General features: G+C 48.2%; 16 protein-coding genes and 1 rRNA gene. 10 read left to right on the plus strand and 7 right to left on the minus strand.

Annotated features, from left to right (window positions below):
• Window positions 1–114: 114 nt before the first annotated feature.
• The 3 genes from speA to CWE06_RS07690 all read right to left on the minus strand — a co-directional run bounded on the left by speA (window position 115) and on the right by CWE06_RS07690 (window position 4048).
• Window positions 115–2043: a biosynthetic arginine decarboxylase gene (gene speA, locus CWE06_RS07680; protein WP_126792796.1), complete on the minus strand. Its 1929-nt coding sequence runs from the start codon at window positions 2041–2043 to the stop codon at window positions 115–117.
• A complete protein-coding gene (gene speB, locus CWE06_RS07685; RefSeq protein ID WP_126792798.1) occupies window positions 2040–2957 on the minus strand; it encodes an agmatinase in 918 nt (305 codons plus the stop codon). Before speB ends, speA begins: the two co-directional genes overlap by 4 nt.
• Before the next feature lie 86 nt (window positions 2958–3043).
• Entirely contained in the window at window positions 3044–4048 is a 1005-nt protein-coding gene (locus tag CWE06_RS07690) for a 6-phosphofructokinase (RefSeq protein WP_126792800.1), read from the minus strand.
• Between the two features lie 203 nt (window positions 4049–4251).
• On the opposite strand from CWE06_RS07690, the gene CWE06_RS07695 reads away from it, so the two are divergent.
• Window positions 4252–5364 carry an Ldh family oxidoreductase gene (locus tag CWE06_RS07695; RefSeq protein ID WP_157981156.1) on the plus strand — a complete coding sequence of 371 codons (1113 nt, stop codon included), beginning with the start codon at window positions 4252–4254 and terminating at the stop codon, window positions 5362–5364.
• Between the two features lie 83 nt (window positions 5365–5447).
• Here CWE06_RS07695 and pdxH read toward each other — a convergent pair whose 3' ends face one another.
• The 3 genes from pdxH to CWE06_RS07710 form a co-directional block, all read right to left on the minus strand.
• The gene (pdxH, locus tag CWE06_RS07700; protein ID WP_126792804.1) at window positions 5448–6086 is read right to left on the minus strand and encodes a pyridoxamine 5'-phosphate oxidase; all 639 of its coding nucleotides are present in this window, start codon (window positions 6084–6086) and stop codon (window positions 5448–5450) included.
• A gap of 63 nt (window positions 6087–6149) precedes the next feature.
• A complete protein-coding gene (locus CWE06_RS07705) occupies window positions 6150–7103 on the minus strand; it encodes a DUF3369 domain-containing protein (RefSeq protein ID WP_126792806.1) in 954 nt (317 codons plus the stop codon).
• Window positions 7104–7143: 40 nt separating this feature from the next.
• The gene (locus CWE06_RS07710) at window positions 7144–8898 is read right to left on the minus strand and encodes an amidohydrolase (protein ID WP_126792807.1); all 1755 of its coding nucleotides are present in this window, start codon (window positions 8896–8898) and stop codon (window positions 7144–7146) included.
• 294 nt (window positions 8899–9192) lie between these two features.
• On the opposite strand from CWE06_RS07710, the gene CWE06_RS07715 reads away from it, so the two are divergent.
• From CWE06_RS07715 to glnB, 4 genes are all read left to right on the plus strand, one after another.
• The gene (locus tag CWE06_RS07715; RefSeq protein WP_126792809.1) at window positions 9193–9801 is read left to right on the plus strand and encodes a LuxR C-terminal-related transcriptional regulator; all 609 of its coding nucleotides are present in this window, start codon (window positions 9193–9195) and stop codon (window positions 9799–9801) included.
• 19 nt (window positions 9802–9820) lie between these two features.
• The gene (locus CWE06_RS07720; protein ID WP_126792811.1) at window positions 9821–10342 is read left to right on the plus strand and encodes a DUF1285 domain-containing protein; all 522 of its coding nucleotides are present in this window, start codon (window positions 9821–9823) and stop codon (window positions 10340–10342) included.
• 62 nt (window positions 10343–10404) lie between these two features.
• Window positions 10405–12024 (plus strand): NAD+ synthase, encoded by a 1620-nt coding sequence (locus CWE06_RS07725; RefSeq protein WP_126792813.1) that lies wholly within the window; start codon window positions 10405–10407, stop codon window positions 12022–12024.
• Window positions 12025–12046: 22 nt separating this feature from the next.
• Window positions 12047–12385 (plus strand): nitrogen regulatory protein P-II, encoded by a 339-nt coding sequence (glnB, locus tag CWE06_RS07730; RefSeq protein ID WP_126792815.1) that lies wholly within the window; start codon window positions 12047–12049, stop codon window positions 12383–12385.
• 40 nt (window positions 12386–12425) lie between these two features.
• On the opposite strand, the gene CWE06_RS07735 is transcribed toward glnB, so the two are convergent.
• Window positions 12426–13151 (minus strand): outer membrane protein assembly factor BamD, encoded by a 726-nt coding sequence (locus CWE06_RS07735; protein WP_126792817.1) that lies wholly within the window; start codon window positions 13149–13151, stop codon window positions 12426–12428.
• 177 nt (window positions 13152–13328) lie between these two features.
• On the opposite strand from CWE06_RS07735, the gene rluD reads away from it, so the two are divergent.
• The 5 genes from rluD to CWE06_RS07760 form a co-directional block, all read left to right on the plus strand.
• Window positions 13329–14294 carry a 23S rRNA pseudouridine(1911/1915/1917) synthase RluD gene (gene rluD / locus CWE06_RS07740; RefSeq protein WP_126792819.1) on the plus strand — a complete coding sequence of 322 codons (966 nt, stop codon included), beginning with the start codon at window positions 13329–13331 and terminating at the stop codon, window positions 14292–14294.
• Complete coding sequence (gene pgeF, locus CWE06_RS07745; RefSeq protein ID WP_126792821.1) at window positions 14291–15025, plus strand: peptidoglycan editing factor PgeF; 735 nt, start codon at window positions 14291–14293, stop codon at window positions 15023–15025. The genes rluD and pgeF overlap by 4 nt, the downstream gene beginning before the upstream one ends.
• A gap of 146 nt (window positions 15026–15171) precedes the next feature.
• Complete coding sequence (clpB, locus tag CWE06_RS07750) at window positions 15172–17748, plus strand: ATP-dependent chaperone ClpB (protein ID WP_126792823.1); 2577 nt, start codon at window positions 15172–15174, stop codon at window positions 17746–17748.
• Between the two features lie 243 nt (window positions 17749–17991).
• Window positions 17992–18822, plus strand: coding sequence for a CDP-diacylglycerol--serine O-phosphatidyltransferase (gene pssA / locus CWE06_RS07755; RefSeq protein ID WP_126792825.1), 831 nt, complete (start codon window positions 17992–17994; stop codon window positions 18820–18822).
• A 528-nt stretch (window positions 18823–19350) separates the two neighbouring features.
• Window positions 19351–19664 (plus strand): 16S ribosomal RNA (locus CWE06_RS07760); the annotation flags it as partial.

The raw sequence follows: 19664 nt of genomic DNA on the forward strand, positions 1-19664 counted from the left end.
TGTGGGTGCAATTAAACGTTTTCTTCGGTTTGAAGTCAACCGCTTTTTAACGCTTTCAGGTTTAATTGCTCAGGAAATGCCCATTTTGACCATTTTCCTGAGCAAGGTCCGCTGTTACGCCTTTTTGTCGTAGCGCAAATAGGTGCTACCAGCTAGGCAACGCTCGTAAAAGTCTGTCCAACGGACACCCTCACGCGGCGCTAAATTGCCTTTGCGGATTTGCTTGTCGATTGCTTTCTTCACCATTTTCGCCATGTAGTCCGTGTTGTACTGCATGGTTTCGAGGACTTTCTCGGCAGAGTGGCCGGGCACGATCTCTTCAATGTAGAACGCACCTGGTTCGTCGTCGTGACTAAAAATATGAACTTCCGTCAAGCGCCCAAATAAGTTGTGCATGTCACCCATGACGTCTTGATAAGCGCCGGTGAGGAACATACCGATCGGGTAGCTTTCGCCGCGCTGCAATCGGTGCATAGGGATATTGTCGCTAATCGAGTTGTTCTCGATATATTTGCCAATCTTACCGTCACTGTCACAGGTAATATCCGCAATCGACACTCGCACTTCTGGTTTTTCATGTAAACGCGTCAACGGCACAATCGGTAGTAACTGACCGATAGCCCAAGTGTCCGCTGCTGATTGGAAGATCGACATGTTCGCCAGGTACTGACTTGCCAAGGTGTCTTCAAGTTCTTCGAGTTCTTGAATCTGACGAGTTTCTTCGTCGAGCTTCTGGTGAATCTCGGTCAATACCAACCAATACATGGTGTCGATTTTCGCCATTTCACGAATGCTTAAAATACCCAGCTTAAATGCTTCATAAGCACTCTGCTTGTAGGCAGCCGCATCGTTAAAACGTTCTTGCGGGTGCAAGTCATTGGCTCCGACCAGCTCGCGCATGTTACTAACCAGTACGTGCTCACCTTCTTCCACTGTGATGTCAAAGTCGGTTGCACCAGGATTAATTTCACCAACCACATTGGTGACAACTAAGCTGTGGTGAGCGGTAATTGCACGGCCACTTTCACTGACGAGATTTGGATGCGCGACTTTCTCGAGATCACAGATTTGCTTCACACCGTAAACAACGTCAGCTACGTATTCGTCGGTCGAGTAGTTTCGTGACGAGTCTGTTGTGGTACTGCTACCGTCATAATCGATGCCAAGCCCGCCACCAATATCAAGATATTCGAGTGGCATGCCCATCTGTACCATTTTGGCGTACAAACGCGCGCCTTCGGTAATGGCTTCTTTCACTTTACGGATATCGGAAATTTGACTGCCGATATGGAAGTGCAACAGTTTGGCGCAGTGCAGCATGTCGTGTTGCTTGAGGTATTCCATCGCATTCACGATTTCAGCAATACTCAGGCCGAACTTGGCGCGGTCACCACTGGAGCTTGACCATTTGCCGGTGCTACGCACCATCATTTTTGAGCGCAAGCCAATCATGGGGTCGACTTTGTACTTCTTCGACAAGCGCACGAGCATTTCTAATTCGGAGAACTTCTCGACAACGACGATCATTTTGCGGCCGAGGTGGCGGCCTAACAACGCCATGGTCAGGTAGTCTTCGTCTTTGTAACCATTCAAAATGGTTAGTGCATCTGGGTTTTCGTTATACGCCATAACCGCCATGAGCTCTGGTTTTGAACCAGCCTCTAAGCCGTAGTTATAGGGTTCGCCTGCGTCCATGATCTCTTCGACCACTTCGCGCATCTGGTTAACTTTGATTGGATAAACGCCAACATATTCACCTTCGTAACCCGCGGTTTCGATGGTGTCACGGAAGGTTTCGTTAAGAATTTCGACCTGTGAACGGAGAATATCGTGAAAACGGATAACCGCTGGAAACTGAATGCCTTCAGCTTCCATTTCCGCCAAGACTTCGGCCATGTCGATATAAACGTCTGGTTTACGATGGTTCGGCGAAATTTGGATATTGCCATGCTCGCCAATGCTAAAATAGCCAGCGCCCCAACGTTTTACGCCATAAAGATCTTCGGCGTCATCGATAGTCCAGTTCTGTGTTTCTTGGCTCATTTACGGCAGTCCTCCAATACTAACAACAATTCACGGACGATCTTGGCCGCAAATACATCGGAATTTCCAGTTGGGTCGATCTGTGGTGACAATTCGACGACGTCACAACCGACTAAATTACGCTCACGGAGCAATTTAATCAGGCTCACGAACGAGTGGAAATCTTCTCCACCTGGCTCTGGTGTCCCTGTGCCCGGCAAAAATGACGGGTCAAAATAATCGAGATCGAGTGTTAAATAAATGGGTCGATCCGCAGGAATTGCGGCGATCGAATCGAGAAAATCTTTCCGCGATGTGCGCACTGTTTTGTGTTCACGCATGTACTGATATTCTTCGCGAGTTCCTGAGCGGATTCCGTACTGAATCAATTCATGGTTTGGACCGAAATGATCCAGCGCGCGACGAATAATTGACGCATGCGAGTAGTGAAAACCGGTAAAGCCGTCACGCAAGTCAGCATGCGCGTCTAAGTGCACGAGAACGAGGTCTGGATACTGGTTCAAATACTTGACGATTGGTGCGTACGAGATGGAGTGCTCGCCACCGAGTGTCATGACTTTCACGCCTTCAGCGGCTAAATCAATCTCGCCAAAAATCTTATTAAAGTCATCGCTAGCATGACGCCACTGTGATTCAACGTCAGTGCTTTCACCTAACTGCAAGTTACCCAAGTCGAAAAACTCGTGGTCTTCTAAATCGAGGTCGAGATAGGGAGAATAAGACTCGATGTCTTCTGAAACAGCGCGCAAGCCGTCGGGCCCGTAGCGTGTTCCTTTGCGAAAGCATGCGGTTCCGTCAAAACCAAAACCAATCACATAACTACGATTGCTTTCGATTGAGGTTGCTAATTCAGCACCGAAATAAGCGCGAACCGGCTCGTCTAAATGGACCGGAATAGGAAACGTTTTAGCCAATTCCAATTACCCTCTAAGGTTATCATGTGCCAGCGACCTTAATGGCCGAACAACAGGTGGTCAAAAAAAGGCCGCCATTATGCGGTTTATTTACTCGTTTTTGAAGTGATATTTACGCCTTGCAAGCCAAGTTGTAACTGCACCAAACGCGCATCCAACGGCTTGTCGCGTTCGAATGTTAAATGCAGCGGTACATGAACCACATGTTCCTGTTCTAGACCTATCATCATAGCAGTTTTGCCGCTTAAAATCGCATCGACTGCGGCAGCACCAAGTTGCATTGCTAAAATACGGTCTTGCGCATTGGGCCGACCACCACGTTGAATGTGCCCAAGTGGACATGGGTGACAGGTCACACCGGTGGCTTTGCTTAAATTTTTACTCAGCTCGTGAACGCCGCCCGGCCATAAGTTCTCTGACAAAATCACTACGTAACTGCTGTCTGGAAATGCTGCGCGTGCTTGCAAAATACCGTCTGCTAGTTCTGCGAGTTTCGGTTGCGGTTCCAATTCAGGCAGAATCATGGCTTCAGCGGCAGCCGCAATGGCCGCGTGTAAACCAATAAAACCCGCATGGCGACCCATAACTTCGATAATGAATACCCGCGCCATCGCTTCGGCGGTTTCGCGGACTTTGTCAATCGCGTCCATGGCGGTATCAACCGCGGTGGCGAAACCGATGGTCACGTCAGTTCCGGCCAAGTCGTTGTCAATGGTTCCGGGTACACCAATAACTTGGCCTCCCCAGTATTGATTTAAATGGTGAGCGCCGCGAAATGAGCCGTCACCACCAATAACCACTAACGCCGAGATGTCGTGTTGATCGAGAACTTGAGCTGCCTTTTTCGCCACATCCACTTCGCGAAATTCTGGAAAGCGTGAACTTTTCAGAAACGTGCCACCACGTTGGCTTACTAAACGCATGTCGTCTGGATGTAACGGTACATTTAAGTCTTCAACAATGCCGCGGAAACCATGGCGAAACCCGATGACTTCAAGATCATGTTGCCACGCCGTATTCACGATTGCGCGAATACAAGCGTTCATGCCAGGGGCATCACCACCACTTGTGATTACCGCGATTTTCTTCATAGAGATTTCCTTATTACTTGCAATACGTCATTATCGATCGCTAAATTTAAGACCTGAATACACAGCACGACTGATAAAATTGTTAGAACCCATCATTTTTACAGATTTTATAGGCTTTTGCCTAGTAAAATGACGAAAAGATCCCAGGGCTTGGTGGTTCCTTCAACGACCGAGCACTAGTGAAAAATGACAGAGAGGTAACCGTGAGTCAGCAGCAGGAAATAAGTCCCACCGGAAAGCTTAGCACGTCGACCGCAATTGAGTTTGCGACAGCATGTTTGCAAAAAGCTGGCGCTCGCGCCGACATTGCTGAACAAATGGCGAAAAGCTTGGTTTACGGGGACCTATTTGGCTTCCGAACGCACGGACTTCGGCGCTTACCTTACAACGTCAAGCAGTTACAATCAGGTCAGTCTCAGGGGCAGGGTGACGTTGACGTGGTGCAGGAACGATTGGCGACTGCACATTGGGACGCCCATGGTTTGTCAGGTTTGTATGTGATTCCTCAAGCCGTTGAGCATGCGATTAGCAAAGCACGTGATTGTGGGACAGCAACTGTGGTCGTGCGCCGTTGCGATCACGTTGCCAGTTTAGCGGCTTATCTGCATTTAGCGACCGAGCAGGGCATGGTGATTAGTATGCTGGCGAGTACCCCCGCACAAGCGAGTGTTGCGCCATTTGGCGCTAAAGGCCGAGTATTTTCGCCTAATCCGTTCGGCTTTGCGGTGCCTTATTCGCCACAAGGCGAAGCGAATAGTCCGCAGCGTTCGATTATGTTTGATATGAGCTTCTCGGTGACCGCTGCGGGAAAGGTTCGCCAAGCCTATGATCGCCAAGAGTCCTTGCCTTGGCCTGCAATTATAGCACCGGACGGCAGTGCGACAGCGAACCCAGCAAGCTACCTTGATGAGGGTGGAGCTTTGTTGCCTTTGGGTGGTATTGACCTTGGGTTTAAAGGCTATGGATTGTGCCTGATGAGTGAGCTTCTCACCATGGGACTTACGGGTTATGGCCGTGATGTCGGAGCCGACGACGGTGAATTTAACTCGGTGTATATTCAAGTAAGCGATCCAACCGCGTTTACGTCTACGGCAGAGTTTGATCGCGTGGTTGCCGATTTAGCGCAGCGTTGTTTGCAGGCGGAGCCGATTAATGCGGAACAGCCGCCACGATTACCCGGAGAGCGTGCTTGGCGCGAGTTCGATCGGCAAATGAATCAAGGTGTCGAGTTGGACGAACTAACCTGGCCACGTCTTTGTCATGTGGCCAGGAAGCTTGGTGTGGCAATACCGGCCAGCACTGCCGAGCGGTCATAATTAGAAAGCTTGCCTAGAAACCCGGCCCAGCAATCTGAGTGCTAATACTGATGAATACTAGCATCGATGAATACCAGCCACAATTACGGCTGTAAGCGCTGTAGTTGCCAACTGGCGTTGTCGAGTGTGTAACGGAAACGATCATGCAAACGGGCGCGCCGACCCTGCCAAAATTCAAATACTCGCGGAACCACCAAAAAACCGCCCCAAGTGGGTGGTAATGGCAGTTTTTCATCATTTGCAAAACGCGCTTCAATCGCTTGGTATTGTGCATCTAGGCTGGCACGGTCCGCCACCGCCGAGCTTTGCTCGGAAGCCCAAGCGGCAATTTGACTCGCCCGCGGACGTGATTGGAAGTAGCGAAGGTTTTGTTCGTCAGTTAAACGCTGTGCCACGCCTTGAATATGAATTTGGCGTTCTTGCGGTAGCCAAGCAAAGTGCAAACTGCAATTCGGATTCACAGCGAGCTGTTGACCTTTTTGGCTGTTGTAATTGGTGTAGAACACGAAGCCTTCGGTGTCTAAGCGTTTTAGTAAAACAACCCGTTGGGTTGGGACATTGTCAGCACAAGTGGCAACAACCATGGCGGTAGGGTCGGTTCCAAGCCCATCATTGAGTGTTTCATCAAACCAAGATTTAAATTGTTCGAATGGATCCGCTAACAGGTCGTCACGTTCTAACGTGCGACTCGCGTAGTCTCGACGAATATCTTCCAAGCTCATATTTTTTACACCCGTAACAGAGAGGAAGCGATACGTTATCTGCTGCCGTTTATCTGTCGCTGTCTATTTATCGACTTGCAACAAGGCAGTGTGCTCAAACGCGATCGCAGTATTATTCATGAATAACGTAAGAAGATGTTGATCGGTTTCCGATAATTCGCCCACACCTTCAATAAACAACATATAAAACGCTCCATGTGAGGTCTGATACAGTCCGTAGTAGGTGTTATTGTGAATCTGATAGGCTACTTGGTCTTTGCGCTGGCGCAAAGTTTCTAAAATCTCTCGCACTTCAGGTTGCTTCAATTGCTCACCAACGCGACTGCAATATTGTCCGGTGGCGGCAATAATCTGTAGTTGCTCGGTGCTGTCGCCACTGGCGGTGAAACCGTCGAGGGGAAGCTTGTAGTAGGCCGCCACTTTTGAGCGGGTTAGCAAAGCGACCAACTGCTCAAGAATACCTTGGCTAAGTTGATTCACCGAACGAGCTGAAAAGATTTCGGCTGACGCTTGAATAATACGCTCGAGACCTTGTTTGTATTGCTCAATAGCTTGCAAATCACGAAAAGCGCGTAAGCTCGAATACATCAGCGTAAGGAGTTTGCGGTAAGTCAGCTCTGTCTTTTCTTTGTAGTCATCAATATCATATTTGGCAATGACTTCTTCTTCTGGAGCTTGTCCCGGTTGACCTGTACGCAGCACAATCCGAATCAGACGATTGCCGAGTTGCTCGCGAGTCCAACGTGCAACGTTCAAGCCGGCATGGTCATCTTCCATCACCACATCAAGCAGCATCAGGGCAAAATCATCGCGCGCTTGCAATACTTCTTTGGCCTCTGCTGCTGAATAAGCCGAATGAAACTGTAGCGGCCTTTGGTCCAATTTGAAGTCCCCGAGTGCCATTTTCGTAATGACATGAATTTCTTCGTCGTCATCAACGATTAAAATGTGAAACGGCTCTGTCGCACCGGCGACTTCAATTGTTTTGCTATCATCGGCAAAAAGAAAATCTTCCATTACCTAAATCCTTGTTTAAACCAACGCTGAGCTTAGGTTCTTATGGCTGTCGCCGATACTTATGCTCACCTGCAACAAAGGTGTGAATCACGCGAATGCGCCAAAGATCCTCTGGCTTAATGGCAAACGGGTCTTGGTCAACAATAATAAAGTCGGCCCATTTGCCCGGCTCTAGGCTTCCGGTGACATCGTCAAAATGTCCGGCGTAAGCAGCATCGATAGTAAAACCGCGTACCGCTTCTTCAACTGTCATACGTTGCTCAGGAAACCAACCTTCAACTGGCTGGTTGTTTCTGTCTTGGCGCGTAACTGCGGCATGAATTCCGTAGAAAGGATTGGCTAATTCAACTGGAAAATCGGAACCAGCAGCAATTAATGAGCCTTGGTCTAAAAAGGTCCGCCACGCATAAGCGCCGGCAATCCGTTCGCTACCGACACGATTTTCCGCCATATTCATGTCCGACGTTGCGTGGGTTGGCTGCATGGACGGAATGATATCGAGCTCAAAGAACCGCGGAATATCACCAACTTGAACAACTTGAGCGTGTTCAACCCGATGGCGTGGGTCGTTCACCCAAGTTGCTGAATCGCTATGTAGTTCTTGTTCGGCTGCTAGCAGTCGAGCAAACTCGTCAAGCGCTAAGCGGTTGGTGTAATCACCAATGGCATGATAGTTAATTTGAAAACCATGCTGGTGTACCAACTCAAAAATGGCCCGTACTTGTTCTTCTGGAGTGACCAGAAGCCCAGTGTTTTCGGGATCATCAGAGTAGGGTTCAATCAAGGCAGCGCCACGACTTCCAAGTGCACCGTCGCCATAGACTTTCACGCCTCGAATTTGCAAACGATCGTCGTCGCTACGGTAACGTCCTTGGGCTAAAATTTCAGGCAACTTCGGCTCGCTGGCGGCAATGAGTGAGTGCAAGCGCACTGGTAGTTGGTTGCTTTCGGCAAGGCGTTTGAATAGCTCGATTTCCTGTGCATTAACACCCGCGTCATGAACTTGCGTAATACCTAGTTCAAGAATATGAGCAAAGGCAAGCTCAGCGCTGCGTTCAAGATGTTCAGTGTCCACTGGCGGCATTACCTGCTGAACAAGCTGCATGGCGGTATCAATGAGAATGCCGGTCGGATTGCCTTCGCTATCACGAACAATCTGGCCACCGGGCGGGTCGATGGTGTCTTTGCTAACGCCTGCTAGCTCTAATGCTTTTGAGTTTGCCCAACCCGCATGCGCGTCCACGCGAACTAACCACACAGGGCGATCACTGATCACTTCATCGAGATCTTGACGCGAAGGGAAGCGACGGTCTGGCCACAGTTCTTGATTCCAGCCGCGACCGACAATCCAAGTTAGCTCTTGGTTGGCGTGGGCATAATTAGCAACCGCTGCAACGGCATGGGTTCGGCTTGAGAGGTCCCGCAAATCGACTTGGCTGAGGTTAGAACCTAAGCTCAGAATATGGCCGTGGGCGTCGATAATACCGGGTAAGACGGTGCGGCCACGCAAATCGTATTTCTTTTCTGCATGGCTAAATTCAGTGAGGAGGTCTTCACCACCAGTCGCACGAACTTTACCATTTTCAATCACCAACACTTGAAACTGCCGCAGTTCCGCTGCATCACCAACACCACTGGCAAAGGTATAGCCATTCACGTTGTGATACACAGTGACCTGTTGTGTTTGTGGTTTTTCGTCTGCTGCGCTAGCAATACCCGCACTGAGCGTTGCTACGCCAACCACAATGGCCGCTGTTAGTTTGGTAAAAGTGGATGAAGTTTTGCACCCAAACATGTGTCACTCCCACTAAATTGTCTATTTATACTGGCAATACTATAACGCTGTGTCGTTACTTTAACACAGTGACGAAGTAAGAAAATTGTAATCCAACACAAATTTAATGGCTAAATTACGGAATTTCATCTCAAATTTACTTCAATTGAGCAACTAAACTACAAAAACTCGCCAAGGCTTGTATACTATATTTGTTAAATAGGGGAACGAATTCGTTAAAAAATTCAACTCAGCTCTAAACACTGTTGCTTTCAGATAGATCCGGCCAGTCACTAATAAGAGTAAGTACTTACTATGAAAATATTAATCATTGATCCGCAATTCATTACTCGAACAGGACTTATCCATCTTCTTACCGCGCAACCTGGTTCGATTGCGATTTACGAAGCAACTGACATGAAAATTGCCCGTGACTATTTAGAGTCCGGTGAGCATTTTGATCTGATCTTTACTGAACTCGAATTACCTGATTGTGACCACCGTTACGTTGCCAATACGCTGCGGCAGCTCGCACCGAAAAGTCATGTGATTTTATTTACTTGGAAAGACTCCAGTGGTGACGTTCAGGCGGCGCTGTTCCAAGGCGCGCAGAGTTATCTGTGCAAAAATTCGAGTGGCGAGGAAGTGAAACTGGCCATTCACGGGTTATTGCAGAACAAGCCTTACCTGCCTGATAGTACCTCGATGGCGAATCAGAAGACCTCTGAAGCTGAGCGGAAACTATCGCCACGCCAGCGAGAGATCATGCAATTGCTTGCACAGGGCCTGTCAAATAAAGAAATAGCGAGCATCTTGGGCATAACTGAAGGCACCATTCGCGTGCATTTGTCGGCGATTTTTAAAGCGATTAAAGTCTCAAACCGAACGGAAGCTACGCTGTGGTATCTGCTGCGGCAAGGTTAATACGTTTTTAGGTGTCCAGATGAACTTGCAAAAGCTTCAAGCAAGTCTTGAATTACAGCACAAAGCACCGGTTGAAAAGTGGGATCCGCCATTTTGTGGTGACATCGATATTCGCATTGAAAGCGATGGACGTTGGTTCTACATGGGTTCACCAATCACCCGCCAAGCGCTAGTGAAGCTGTTTGCAACCGTATTAAAAAAAGAAAACGACGAATATTTTTTAGTAACCCCGGTCGAAAAAGTTCGCATTCAAGTGGTCGACTTGCCATTCGTAATTACTGAATGGGATCAGGTTGAACTGGAAGGCAAGGAGCCGTGGTTACGCGTTCACACGAATATTGGCGAACGCTATGTGTTGTCTGCCGCTCATCCGTTATGTGTGCATGAAAAATTGCCAGCTGTGGAAATTCGTGATCAGCTTTTGGCGCGCGTGCATCGCAATGTTTATTATCAATGGGCTGACCTAGCCCAAATTGACGACAACGGAAATTTTTATCTAACCAGCGGCACCGAGCGTTTTGTTCTTAGCGTTGAAGAGTAAGTTTGCCCCGGTTTTGCCCTTCCGCTATTATTGCGCAGTTTAATTTTCACAAAGAGTTGTTTATGAAATCCGCCTTGCGTATTCGCCTCGCTCAAACTAATGCCACGGTTGGTGCTTTAGTTGCCAATACCGATGAATTAATTGCACAGCTGCAGCAGTCGGATGATGCCGACCTGATTGTTTTTCCCGAGTTTGCATTGTGTGGTTATTCGCCTGAGGACTTATTGTTACGTCCTGACTTCCATCGTCAGGTAAATGCTCAGCTCGAGCGTCTGCAGCAGGCGACTAGCAAGACCGCGATTGCAGTCAGTTATCCGTTGTATGAACATGGCAATTACTACAGCATTTTAAGTGTGTTTCAGCATGGCCGTGAAATAGCTCATTATCGTAAGCAATGTTTACCGAATTATGGAGTGTTTGATGAGCAGCGCTACTTTAAACCAGGTGATACAAGCTGTGTGTTTGAACTGAATGGCAGCCGCATTGGTTTATTGGTCTGTGAGGACTTGTGGTATCCGGAGCCAGCTCGTGCAGCACAGGCGGCAGGCGCACAAATTTTAGTGTCGGTCAATGCGTCGCCATTTGAAGAGTATAAATACGAGCAACGCTTGCAAGTGTTGCGCGCGCGCTGCCAAGAAACACAATTGCCGCTGGTTTATGTGAATTTAGTTGGTGGTCAAGACGAGCTGGTCTTTGATGGCAATTCCTTGGCTATGAATGCGGCCGGTGAAGTGGTCGCTCATTTACCTCATTGTGAACCCGCAAGCCTGACTGTGGATTTTGTTCAGCACGAACCGCAGCCACAGGCGTTACCACCGGCGCTGGTCAACGAAGATAGTATTTATCAAGCGCTTGTTTTAGCGGTGCGTGACTACGTCGAAAAGAACGGCTTTAAGTCAGTTTTACTCGGACTTTCCGGTGGCATCGATTCAGCGCTTACGCTAGCGCTCGCAGTTGACGCAATCGGTGCAGAGCGTGTTCGAGCAGTGATGATGCCTTATCATTACACGTCGGATATCAGTGTGACTGACGCTGAACAACAAGCTGAATGGCTCGGCTGTCGGTTAGATATCGTGCCAATAGCACCCATGGTGGAATCATTTTTAACGACCTTGTCACCACTGTTTGCCGACACCCAGCGCGATACTACAGAAGAAAACCTGCAGGCGCGTTGCCGCGGTGTGTTGTTGATGGCGCTTTCGAATAAATACGGTAGCTTGCTATTGACCACCGGCAACAAGAGTGAGTTGGCGGTCGGTTATTGTACTCTTTATGGCGATATGTGTGGTGGCTTTGCCCCCATTAAAGACTTGCCGAAAACGTTGGTTTATCGGCTCTCTGCCTATCGGAATACCTTGTCTCTAGCGATTCCTGAGCGGGTGATCACTCGGCCACCGTCGGCAGAGCTAGCACCGGATCAAAAAGATCAGGACTCATTACCACCCTATGATATTTTAGATGAAATTATCGACGGTTATGCGGAGCGTGACCTGTCGGTTAATGATTTAGTTGCCCTAGGCTATGATCGCCAGACGGTTAAAGATGTGATTCGTTTGATTGAACGAAATGAATACAAACGCAGACAGGGCGCACCGGGACCAAAAGTGACGCGTCGAAACTTTAATAAAGATCGTCGTTATCCGATTACAAATCAGTACTTAAACCTAGTATTAAAAGATTAAGTGGCGAGAGGGAAGCGGTTTCATGAAGAAGATAGAAGCAATTATTAAGCCCTTTAAGTTAGATGACGTGCGTGCTGCGCTTTCCGAAGTTGGTATTGCCGGTATGACGGTATCTGAAGTGAAAGGTTTTGGGCGGCAACGTGGTCACACCGAACTGTATCGGGGTGCGGAGTATATGGTCGACTTTTTGCCAAAAGTGAAATTGGAAATCGTTGTCGCCGACGCCGATGTCGAGCGTTGTGTCGAAGCCATTATGGAAACTGCGCAAACCGGCAAAATTGGTGACGGTAAGATCTTTGTTTCGAGTGTCGAGCGGGTGATCCGGATTCGAACTGGGGAAGAAAATGAGGACGCTATTTAGCGTCCTCTTGTTTTCTAGCGTTGCAGTAAACTTACCGGATTTAGAAGTTTGCTGCTAATACGCGACGAGCGTCACTGGCTTGTTGGGTTAAGCCTAATGCTTCATAGCTTGAAATCATAATTTCTAGTGCGCGCTCAACTTCAGAGACATTCGGGAAGTTGTCGATAATATAGATACCACGGTTGGCGGCTGCCATGTAGGCACCACGACGCAAGTAATATTCTGCAGCAGCAAGCTCATGTTTCGCTAAACGAGCATGAATGCCTAACATCCGGGCGCGCGCATCGGCGGCATATGGGCTGTCAGGATGGCGTTGAATCAGCTCAGCAAAGTCATCAAATGCACGCTCTGCAAATACCGGGTTACGGTCGCTGCGATCGATTCCAAACACATCTTGGAAAAAGCTACCTTCGGCTTGTAAATGCACTAAGCCGCGCATGTAACGCACGTAGTCGTTGTCAGCGTGATTTGGATTCAATGATAAAAACCGGTCAATAACCGTGAGTGCACGGTCTTGGTTGCCGGTTTTATACTCGACGTAAATGAGGTCGAGTTGGACTTGCTGAGCATAAGGCCCGAACGGGTAACGGGTGTTAATTGACCGTAAAACATTGGCGGCGTCAGAAAAACGACCGCTGCGGATCATACCCTGAGCAAGCTGATACATTTCGTCGACTTGCGAACGTTGAGCAACGTCATCTGGCTTGGAAGAGCAACCGCTCAAAAGGAGCATACTAAGGACTGCAAGGGTTAAAACGACTCTCATGGTTGTTGTATTCTCTTATTTTTCCGTTGAATTCCTGGGATGTTTGTTGCTATCTGAAGTACAATAGTTTCAGATCACGATTGTAACGCACAATCCTATTAATGCACAGCAGCGAAAAGCAACCACTGCAAGTACTCAATTCTAGTTTGCCAGTTGAAGGCATAAAGCACAGGTAATATGACTGATATAGTTAAGCAAAGCGCAATCATCCCTGAACAACTACTAGGTAGCCGATTGGACTCAGCTCTGGCTGAATTGTTCCCGGACTTTTCACGATCTCGTTTAAAAACTTGGATCCAAGACGGCAACGTGACCGTGAACGGTTCTGTTGTAACGAAACCGCGTGAAAAAGTCATCCCTGGGCAACAAATTGATTTAAATGCTGTACTAGAAGCAGAAGTATTTTCTGAGCCGCAAGCAATCGACCTCGATATTGTCTATGAAGATGATGATTTACTGGTAATTAATAAGCCGGCGGGCTTAGTGGTGCACCCTGGTGCGGGCACGCCAGACGGTACCTTGTTAAATGCGCTATTACATCATTGTCCGCAAGTCGAACAATTGCCACGAGCAGGTATTGTTCATCGACTCGACAAAGACACCACCGGATTAATGGTTGTTGCTAAGAACATTGCAACTTACACAGCATTAGTAGCGGCACTGCAAGCTCGCGACATTACTCGTGAATATGAAGCTGTTGCAATCGGCGTCATGACGGCAGGTGGTTCGGTGGATGCGCCAATTGGCCGTCACCCGACCAAACGAACGCATATGGCTGTGAACCCAAATGGTAAACCAGCGCTCACTCATTATCGGGTTGCCGAACGTTTTCGTGCGCATACTCGTCTGCGCTTGCGCCTAGAGTCAGGCCGCACCCATCAAATTCGTGTGCATATGGCACACCTTGGTTATCCGTTGGTTGGTGACCCCCAATATGGTGGGCGTCCGCGGCCACCGAAGCAGGCGTCAGAACAGTTCATGCAAATTATCCGTGGTTTTAACCGCCAAGCGTTGCATGCAATTCGTTTGGCGCTGGTGCACCCCCGCACCGGTGAAATGATGGAATGGACGGCACCGATTCCTGAGGACATGCAGCAGTTAATCGCTGTTTTGCGTTCAGATTTGAAAGAGCATGGTGAATGATTAAAGGACTTGTGCCCGCATTGAATCAATTACCGCATGTCCGCGCGTTCAGTACGCAACGGCATGGGGGAGTGAGTGTGACGCCGTATGGGTCATTGAATGTGGGTATGCATGTTGGCGATTTACCAGCTTCGGTGATGGAAAATCGACAGCGTCTGCGTGGGTTTCTGCAATTACCGAACGAACCCTGTTGGTTAACGCAAGTGCATGGCAATGCAGTGGCTGCCATTACGCAAGGCTCGTGTTCCGACATGCCTGAAGCAGATGCAGCATACACACGCACTAAAGGGACTGTCTTAGCCATTCAAACCGCAGACTGCTTACCTATTTTATTGGCATCCGCAGATGGTCGCGAAGTTGCTGCGATTCACAGTGGCTGGCGCAGTTTAGCGAGCGGCATTATCCGTGCGACTTTAGCTCATTTTGAGTGCCAGCCAAGCGACATTCATGCGTGGTTGGGGCCAGCAATTGGTCCTAAACATTTTGAAGTTGGCGATGATGTGCGAGCGGCGATGCTCGCGTTAAACCAGAATAATGAAACGGCGTTTGTTGCTCATGGTGAAAAATACATGGCCAACCTTGCCCAAATTGCGACGCGAGAGTTAGCTGACTGCGGTGTTGTGCAGGTGGAAAACTCAGAACACTGCACCTTTGCTAAAAAGAAAGACTATTTCTCTTACCGCCGTGACGGCCAAACTGGTCGGATGGTTTCGCTCATTTGGATTGAATAGCGGCTTACTGCTGCGTTTGCGCGAAGCAACCCCGCCGATTGACCTGTAAATAAACCTTTACGATTTTTTCTTCTCGCCCTTGAAACTGTACAAATCATACCCACATTAGTTGCAATAGTATTTATCAGCTTGTTGTGAGGTACATCATGCGAATGGATCGTCTTACCAGTAAATTTCAAAGTGCGATTGCCGAAGCGCAATCGCTAGCCTTGGGCCGTGATCACCAGTTTATCGAACCGGTGCACATTATGCTGGCGCTCATGAATCAAGACGGTGGTACTGTGCGCCCGTTATTGCAGCAGCTTGGTGTGAATATTGCGACATTCCGAACTGAATTGAATAAATTGCTTGAGGCATTACCTGAGGTGCAAGGCACTGGCGGTGATGTGCAAGTATCTCGCGATACGATCAATTTGCTGAACCTTTGCGACAAGCACGCGCAGAAACGACAAGACAGCTATATTTCAAGCGAGTTATTTATCCTCGCCGCAACCGACGACAAAGGTAAACTCGGCGCCTTGTTAAAAGCGCAAGGCGTTAGTCAGAATCAAGTTGAAAAGGTAATTGCTGACATGCGTAAAGGCCAAAATGTTGATGACCCAAATGCGGAAGAGCAGCGGCAAGCGTTGCAAAAATACACTATCGACCTGACCGAACGAGCAGAGCAGGGCAAACTAGATCCAGTGATTGGCCGTGACGAAGAAATTCGTCGCGCGATTCAAGTGTTGCAGCGCCGAACAAAAAACAATCCGGTGCTAATTGGTGAGCCAGGTGTTGGTAAAACCGCAATTGTCGAGGGCTTAGCACAACGTATTATCAATGGTGAAGTGCCGGAAGGGCTAAAACACAAGCGGGTATTGTCACTCGACCTTGGCGCTTTATTGGCGGGTGCAAAATACCGCGGTGAATTTGAAGAGCGTCTAAAAGCAGTGCTAAATGAACTGCAACAAGAAGAAGGCAATGTCATTCTGTTTATTGATGAGCTGCATACCATGGTCGGTGCGGGTAAAGCCGAAGGTGCCATGGACGCCGGTAATATGCTGAAGCCAGCGTTGGCGCGCGGTGAATTGCATTGCGTGGGTGCGACGACCCTCGATGAATATCGTCAATATATTGAAAAAGACGCTGCACTTGAGCGTCGCTTCCAAAAAGTTCTGGTCGACGAGCCATCGGTTGAAGACACCATTGCGATTCTGCGTGGTTTGAAAGAAAAGTACGAAATTCACCATTCGGTTGAGATTACTGATCCAGCAATCGTGGCGGCAGCGACTTTGTCTCACCGTTATATCAGCGACCGGCAGCTACCAGACAAAGCGATTGATCTTGTCGACGAGGCAGCATCGAGTATCCGTATGCAAATGGACTCGAAGCCTGAAGAACTCGATCGCTTGGAGCGCCGCATTATTCAGTTGAAGCTTGAACGCCAAGCGTTGGCAAAAGAAAAAGATGATGCGAGTAAAAAACGTCTCGAAACATTAGAAGATGAAATGGCTTCGCTTGAGAAAAGCTATGCCGATTTAGAGGAAGTTTGGAATAGCGAGAAACTTGCGGTGCAAGGGCATCAGCATATTAAAGAACAGCTCGATCAGGCGCGCATTGAGTTAGAAGCCGCTAATCGTGCCCGTGACTTGAATCGCATGGCCGAGCTGCAATATGGCAAGATTCCAGATCTCGAGCGTAAACTTGAAGCAGCTCTCAATGCAGAAATGCAGGAGATGTCGTTGCTGCGCAATCGCGTGACCGACGAAGAGATCGCTGAGGTACTTTCGCGTTGGACCGGTATTCCAGTTGCACGCATGCTTGAAGGTGAGCGGGACAAACTGCTAAAGATGGAAGCGAACTTGCATCAACGCGTGGTAGGTCAGCATGAAGCAGTGGTCGCGGTTGCAAACGCAATTCGTCGTTCTCGTGCAGGCTTGAGCGACCCTGACCGGCCGATTGGCTCATTCTTGTTCCTCGGGCCAACCGGTGTAGGTAAAACTGAGCTGTGCAAAGCACTGGCGCACTTTATGTTCGACACCGATGATGCCATGGTACGTATTGATATGTCCGAATTTATGGAGAAGCACTCCGTTGCTCGTTTAGTTGGTGCTCCCCCGGGTTACGTGGGCTATGAAGAAGGTGGCTATTTGACTGAAGCAGTTCGTCGTCGGCCTTATTCAGTGATTCTGCTTGATGAAGTGGAAAAAGCGCATCCGGATGTATTCAACATTTTGTTGCAGGTGCTCGATGATGGTCGTTTAACTGACGGTCAGGGGCGTACAGTCGATTTTCGTAATACGGTGATCATCATGACCTCTAACTTGGGCTCGCATTTAATCCAAGAACACGCAGGTCAGGTGAACTACGAGGAAATGAAAGCCATGCTGCAAGACGTGTTGAGTTCTGCGTTCCGGCCAGAGTTTTTAAACCGCATTGATGAGACGGTTGTGTTCCATCCGCTTGATAATGAACACATTCAGCGTATTGCAAAAATTCAGTTGCAGCGGTTGTTTAAGCGCTTGGCGGATCGTGACTATCAATTAACTGTTTCTGACGAAGCATTGGCGCAACTTGCCCATGCTGGCTTCGATCCGGTATTTGGCGCACGACCACTAAAACGAGCGATTCAAGCGGAGCTCGAAAACCCACTTGCGCAGAAGATTCTGGCCGGTGAGTTTGTACCGGGCAAAGAGATTTTGGTGGAGTCAGGTCCGGATGGCTTGGTCATGAAACAAGATTAACACGTTGCTTCTGGAGAAAACCGTGATGGTCTGGGCTACTTAAATAGGCGCACGGAATCATCGCGGTTTTTTATTTTCTATGCGCCTGTTGTAACTGATTTTCGGTGTTGAATCGGCGTTTTGGAATGCAGTAAGCCTATGGCTAAACCAAGTGTAGCAACCTTGATGGCTTGGCATAATGTCAGATTTTCATGATATGCTACGCCACTAATCTATCTATTTGATGGCGACCTAGGACTCTATATGCCAGAACAAAATAAACGTCGTGGTATTTATCTGTTACCGAACTTGTTAACCACAGCCGGGCTCTTTTCCGGTTTCTATGCCATCGTTGCGTCGATGAATGGTGACTTTCAGCTCGCAGCGATTGCGATCTTTGTCGCCATGGTTTTTGATGGTCTAGACGGACGGGTAGCAAGACTGACCAATACCCAAAGCGAATTTGGTGCTGAGTATGACTCAATGGCTGACATTGTTTCGTTTGGTATTGCACCTGCATTGGTTGCGTACAATTGGGCGTTGCACGATGTCGGTAAACTCGGTTGGTTAGCAGCATTTATTTTTGTTGCCGGTGGTGCTTTACGTTTGGCTCGTTTCAATGCCGCACATGCAACCGCTGATAAGCGCTACTTTCAGGGTTTAGCAATTCCAAGCGCTGCTGCAATTGTCGCCGGCTTGGTGTGGGTTGGTGCGAAGTATGAAATAGATCCTGAGTCGGTAAGCTTCGTTGTGGTCTTGTTCACAATTGCTTGTGGCTTACTCATGGTGAGTAACTTTAAGTATCATTCGTTTAAAGATGTCGACTGGCGCGGCAACGTCAATTTCTTAGTTCTACTATTAGTAGTGTTAATTTTCGTTGTTGTTGCAACCGCTCCGGCTATTGTCTTGTTTGTCCTCTTTACTGTATACGCAGTTTCAGGACCAGTGATGACAATTAAAGGTGTGAACAAACTAAAACTCGAACATATTCTTGGTGACCCGCAAGATGAGCCGACTTCGCAAAAGGAAAGCGAACAGGAATCCAAGCAAGAATCTGAGGAAAAAGACGACAACAAGAAAGAAAAGCAGGACTAAACCAAAAAGTTTAGAAGAAAGTATTCGCAAATAAGCTTTTAACGCGCGATGAGATTTCATTTTTTCTGTTGTTAATATGTTAAAAAAATGCGCCCCAAATAGCAATTTATGATTGCTTTTGGGGCGTTTTGTTTATTTTCTCAGCAAACGATTAAAAACTTAAAAAAAGTGCTTGATCGTTTTCGCTGGATCTCTATAATTCGCCTCCGTTGTCACCGAGTACGGAGACACCGAGGAAAAATAAGAAATTTGATTTCAAACTCTTGACTTCCTCGGCAGGTAGCGTAAAATTCGCTTCCCTGCTTCGGCAAGTTCCGAAGCAAAACGTTCTTTAACAATATATCAAGCCAAGCAATCTGTGTGGGCACTTGCATCAGAACTGCATCGACCAAAGCTATTTCGGTAGCGACTACTTCGGTAGTGAAAATGGTTCAGCACTTTTGAAAGCAGGTAGCTTATATAAGTAACCAAAAATTCGATTGAGTTGAGCCGGATTCTTAACGGAATCCAACTTTGCATCAAAATCTTAAATTGAAGAGTTTGATCATGGCTCAGATTGAACGCTGGCGGCAGGCCTAACACATGCAAGTCGAGCGGTAACATTTCTAGCTTGCTAGAAGATGACGAGCGGCGGACGGGTGAGTACAACTTGGGAATCTGCCTGATGGAGGGGGACAACCACTGGAAACGGTGGCTAATACCGCATAATCTTTTCGGAGCAAAGTGGGGGATCTTCGGACCTCACGCCATCAGATGAGCCCAAGCAAGATTAGGTAGTTGGTGGGGTAAAGGCCTACCAAGCCGACGATCTTTAGCTGGTCTGAGAGGATGATCAGCCACAC

Origin of the sequence: Aliidiomarina haloalkalitolerans (genome assembly GCF_003987315.1) — a bacterium.
GTDB lineage: Bacteria > Pseudomonadota > Gammaproteobacteria > Enterobacterales > Alteromonadaceae > Aliidiomarina > Aliidiomarina haloalkalitolerans.

Coding starts and splice junctions, on each gene's coding strand:
- CWE06_RS07705 (WP_126792806.1), bottom strand. CDS start 7,103: ATGGAAGATTTTCTTTTTGCCGATGATAGCAAAACAATTGAAGTCGCC.
- CWE06_RS07725 (WP_126792813.1), top strand. CDS start 10,405: ATGAAATCCGCCTTGCGTATTCGCCTCGCTCAAACTAATGCCACGGTT.
- CWE06_RS07710 (WP_126792807.1), bottom strand. CDS start 8,898: ATGTTTGGGTGCAAAACTTCATCCACTTTTACCAAACTAACAGCGGCC.
- speA (WP_126792796.1), bottom strand. CDS start 2,043: ATGAGCCAAGAAACACAGAACTGGACTATCGATGACGCCGAAGATCTT.
- pgeF (WP_126792821.1), top strand. CDS start 14,291: ATGATTAAAGGACTTGTGCCCGCATTGAATCAATTACCGCATGTCCGC.
- glnB (WP_126792815.1), top strand. CDS start 12,047: ATGAAGAAGATAGAAGCAATTATTAAGCCCTTTAAGTTAGATGACGTG.
- CWE06_RS07735 (WP_126792817.1), bottom strand. CDS start 13,151: ATGAGAGTCGTTTTAACCCTTGCAGTCCTTAGTATGCTCCTTTTGAGC.
- CWE06_RS07720 (WP_126792811.1), top strand. CDS start 9,821: ATGAACTTGCAAAAGCTTCAAGCAAGTCTTGAATTACAGCACAAAGCA.
- pdxH (WP_126792804.1), bottom strand. CDS start 6,086: ATGAGCTTGGAAGATATTCGTCGAGACTACGCGAGTCGCACGTTAGAA.
- pssA (WP_126792825.1), top strand. CDS start 17,992: ATGCCAGAACAAAATAAACGTCGTGGTATTTATCTGTTACCGAACTTG.
- CWE06_RS07715 (WP_126792809.1), top strand. CDS start 9,193: ATGAAAATATTAATCATTGATCCGCAATTCATTACTCGAACAGGACTT.
- rluD (WP_126792819.1), top strand. CDS start 13,329: ATGACTGATATAGTTAAGCAAAGCGCAATCATCCCTGAACAACTACTA.
- clpB (WP_126792823.1), top strand. CDS start 15,172: ATGCGAATGGATCGTCTTACCAGTAAATTTCAAAGTGCGATTGCCGAA.
- CWE06_RS07690 (WP_126792800.1), bottom strand. CDS start 4,048: ATGAAGAAAATCGCGGTAATCACAAGTGGTGGTGATGCCCCTGGCATG.